Consider the following 3,693-nt stretch of genomic DNA (forward strand, 5'->3'; position numbering starts at 1 on the left):
GGGCTGCTTCATTTTTTTATACGCCACCGACCCCGCGGGGCGGCAACCCACACCCCTCGACCCCCGCGCCGTCACGTCTGCACCCTCATCCACCCTGCGGCGAGCGCGAATCCACCCGTCGAGGAGGCGATGAAAACGAGGACGCACACCAATCCACTCGCCGCGGTGGGAACACGCTCAGGAATCGCGAGGAAAACCACACCCGCGAGCGCGAAACTCCCGATGGTGATGGCACCGGAGGCGATTACGGTCGCATTCCCCTGCGAAGGACGACGACCAGCCGCTCGATGACGTCCGGCCGGGCGGCCCCGAGGTCGATCAGGATGACTCCGGTGGCTTTGGCCGAGCGCCAGTCGATGCCGAGGGAGGGCAGTTCGACCTCGGCGGCGTGCAGGACGGCCTGGAGGTCGTCGAGGATGTCGGCCGCGGCGCGACGGTCCTCGGCCGTGACCTTGTCGATCATGCTGCTCATGGGGCATCGCGCTCTTCGCTGTTCGTGATCCAACGCGCTTCGGTGTCCCACTCCACGCCACCGCCGAGGGGCCGGAGGAAGGCCAGCCCGTGCTGCCACCCCATGAAGACGGCCCAGCGCCCGGAGCGGACGTCGTAGACCCGCTCGCCGACAACGGTCGGCCGGTAGGGCTCGGACGGCGGCGCCGCCGGGGCGATGGCGCCACTGCCCATCCGCGCCTCGGGAACGGAATCGCCGCACTGCGGGCACCGACAGGGCGGAAAGTTCCGCCGCAGGACGATGCTTTCGCCAGATTGAACGTTCGTCATATCCACCGAATAACTCCTCTCTGTTGCTAACTCCTCACCAAGAGTGGCCAATCGCGGCTAGCATCGGAAGAGCTTCACTTTGACAGCGGGCACTGTGGAAATGGGTGGTTACCATGCCTCAGCGGGAAGTAGACCCGACCTCATCTCCGAACGCAGCCATCGGCGTTCAGCTCCGGCGCTTCCGCAAGGCGAGAGGGCTCACTCAGATCGAGCTCGGGCGGCGGACCAACTACAGCGATTCGCTCATCTCCATGATCGAGAACGGAGACCGTCCCGCGCCGCTGAACCTCGTCCGGCGATGCGACAAGGAACTCGACACCTGCGAGGCGCTTGAGCTCCTGTACTGGAGCGCGAAGAACAGCACTCTGATCGGTGGATTCGTCTCCTACACCGAGCACGAAGCCAAGGCCACCGCCTTCAAGATCTTCGAGCTGAACGTCATCCCGGGACTGCTCCAGACGCGGGGCTACGCATCGGCGCTCATCAACGCCGCAGCCCAACGAGGTGAGATCCCCGAGGACAAAGCCATCGAACGCCTGAATGTCCGCATGGCGCGGCAGGCCTTGCTGTACCGCGAACCGTCTCCCTCCATCCACATCGTCCTGGACGAGAGCTGCCTGCGAACCGTTGGCGGCCCCTTCGTCATGGCCGAGCAGCTTCGCCGACTTGAGAGCGTGGCCGGCCTTCCGCACGTCATGCTGCAGATCGCGCCGTCCACTCTTGGCGAAGCCCTCCCGGCGACCATGCCGTTCACCCTGCTGACCAGCACGGACAAGAAGTGGATGGCCTACCTCGAAACCATCCAACGGGGCTACGTCGAGCGCGAGGACGAGGACAAGATCCGCTCCCTCGTAGAGACTTACCATTGGCTCCAGGCCCAAGCCCTCTCATGCGAAAACTCGTTGGCCCTCATCCGCACCCGTCTCAAGGAGTTCCACGCCATGTTCCCCATCGCGACGGTCAAGCCCACCTCCTGGCTGAAGTCCTCGTACAGCAACGGCGGCGGCCAATGCATCGAGGTCGCACCCGGGCTCCCCGGCATCCTCCCCGTCCGCGACAGCAAGGACCCCGAGGGCCCTCGACTCGCCTTCGGCGCCGACGCCTGGCGCTCCTTCGTCGCCGGCGTCAAGTCCGGTGACTTCGGCACCGTCTGAGATCCAGGCCGCCGGGGTGGCGTCGTCGTTGCGCAGGTGGAAAGCCGGCCGCCAGGACAGTCGGCCGGTTCCGCGAGGTCTTGGCCCCTTCTCTTCGAACCCTGCTCGATATACCGTACATAACGCTTGTTACGTACCGGGCAGGTCAGCGTAGCGAAGCGCCTCGCATCCACCACCCTCACCTGGAGAGTCTGCTGTGACCGAACCCGCCGAGACCATCAAGTACCGCAAGAACGGCCTCACCCGCGGCGTCACGGACGAGCTCGCCGAGAACATGAAGCAGGGCTGGGCCGACACCGAGCGCCTCGCCCTGGAGCCGATCCCGCAGGCCGCGCACACCGCCCGCCGCCGCGCCGAGCTGTCCGCGGCCTTCCCCGGCGAGCGCCTGGTGGTCCCGTCCGGCAACCCGAAGGTGCGGGCCAACGACACCGACTACCCGTTCCGCCCGTCCTCCGACTACGTCTACCTGACCGGCGACCAGTCCCAGGACGCCGTGCTGGTCCTGGAGCCGACCGGCGACACCGGCCACCGGGCCGTGCTCTACCTGCGCGACCGCTCCCGGACCGACAACGGCGAGTTCTGGCTGGACAACCACGGCGAGCTGTGGGACGGCCGCCGCAACAGCCTGGCCGAGAGCGAGCAGCTGCTCGGCCTGCCCTGCCGGGACGTCCGCACCGTCCGCGCGGACCTGGGCGCCGCCACCGGCCCGGTGCGCGTGCTGCGCCGCCACGACGCGGGCGTGGAGCAGTCCCTCCAGGGCCGGGCCGTCGCCGAGCGGGACGCGGAGTTCGAGGTCTTCCTGTCCGGCCAGCGCCTGGTCAAGGACGAGTTCGAGATCGCCGAGCTGCGCTTCGCCTGCGAGGCCACCGCCCGCGGCTTCGAGGACGTGGTGCGGATCCTCGGCACCGACACCGAGACCCCCGAGCGGCTGATCGAGGGCACCTTCTTCGTCCGGGCCCGGATCGAGGGCAACGACATCGGCTACGGCAGCATCGCCGCGGCCGGCCCGCACGCCACCACCCTGCACTGGGTGCGCAACAACGGCCACGCCAAGCCCGGCGACCTCCTGCTGCTCGACGCCGGCGTGGAGACCAACCGCCTGTACACCGCCGACGTCACCCGCACCCTCCCGGTCAGCGGCCGCTTCACCGACCTGCAACGCAAGGTCTACGACGCGGTGTTCGCGGCGCAGGAGGCCGGCATCGCCGCGGTGAAGCCCGGCGCCGACTTCCGCGACTTCCACCACGCCGCCCAGCGCGAGCTCGCCGAACACCTCACCTCCTGGGGCCTGTTCGGCGACCTCACCGCCGACAAGGTGTACGAGCTGGGCCTGCACCGCCGCTTCACCCTGGCCGGCACCGGCCACATGCTCGGCATCGACGTCCACGACTGCGCCCACTCGCGCACCGAGGAGCACGTCGACGGCCCGCTGAAGCCGGGCATGGTGCTCACCGTCGAGCCGGGCATCTACTTCCAGCAGAACGACCTGACCGTGCCCGAGGAGTACCGCGGCATCGGTGTCCGGATCGAGGACGACATCCTGGTCACCGAGGACGGCAACGAGAACCTGTCGGCCGGCCTCCCCCGCACCTCCACCGAGGTCGAGGCCTGGCTCGCCGAACTGCGCGGCTGAGCCGCGACACCGCTGTGGGGGGGGGGGGGGGGGGCCGCGGGGGCCCCCCCCCCCCGCCCCCCGCGCCCCCCCCCCCCCCCCCCCCCCCCCCCCCCCCCAAGCCCCCCCCCCCCCCCACCCAAAAAA

The 3,693-nt window shown here is 68.9% G+C and carries 4 protein-coding genes; 2 read left to right on the forward strand and 2 right to left on the reverse strand.

Going from position 1 to position 3,693, the window contains the following annotated elements:
- Positions 1–244: 244 nt before the first annotated feature.
- Together ACFV6D_RS34530 and ACFV6D_RS34535 are read right to left on the reverse strand one after the other, a co-directional pair.
- Entirely contained in the window at positions 245–472 is a 228-nt protein-coding gene (locus ACFV6D_RS34530; RefSeq protein ID WP_380562730.1) for a hypothetical protein, read from the reverse strand.
- Positions 469–786, reverse strand: a complete 318-nt coding sequence (locus ACFV6D_RS34535) for a hypothetical protein (protein WP_380562731.1) — start codon at positions 784–786, stop codon at positions 469–471. The genes ACFV6D_RS34530 and ACFV6D_RS34535 overlap by 4 nt, the downstream gene beginning before the upstream one ends.
- Before the next feature lie 107 nt (positions 787–893).
- Between ACFV6D_RS34535 and ACFV6D_RS34540 the strand changes: the two genes are divergently transcribed.
- Both ACFV6D_RS34540 and ACFV6D_RS34545 read left to right on the forward strand, forming a co-directional pair.
- Positions 894–1,934 (forward strand): Scr1 family TA system antitoxin-like transcriptional regulator, encoded by a 1,041-nt coding sequence (locus ACFV6D_RS34540; RefSeq protein WP_380562733.1) that lies wholly within the window; start codon positions 894–896, stop codon positions 1,932–1,934.
- Between the two features lie 196 nt (positions 1,935–2,130).
- A complete protein-coding gene (locus ACFV6D_RS34545) occupies positions 2,131–3,567 on the forward strand; it encodes an aminopeptidase P family protein (RefSeq protein WP_380562735.1) in 1,437 nt (478 codons plus the stop codon).
- Positions 3,568–3,693: the final 126 nt, after the last annotated feature.

The sequence above is a fragment of the Kitasatospora sp. NPDC059812 genome (assembly GCF_042732075.1).
GTDB lineage: Bacteria > Actinomycetota > Actinomycetes > Streptomycetales > Streptomycetaceae > Kitasatospora.

Bases quoted from the DNA above. Each gene is read 5' to 3' on its own strand.
- ACFV6D_RS34530 (WP_380562730.1), bottom strand. From the start codon at position 472: ATGAGCAGCATGATCGACAAGGTCACGGCCGAGGACCGTCGCGCCGCG.
- ACFV6D_RS34540 (WP_380562733.1), top strand. From the start codon at position 894: ATGCCTCAGCGGGAAGTAGACCCGACCTCATCTCCGAACGCAGCCATC.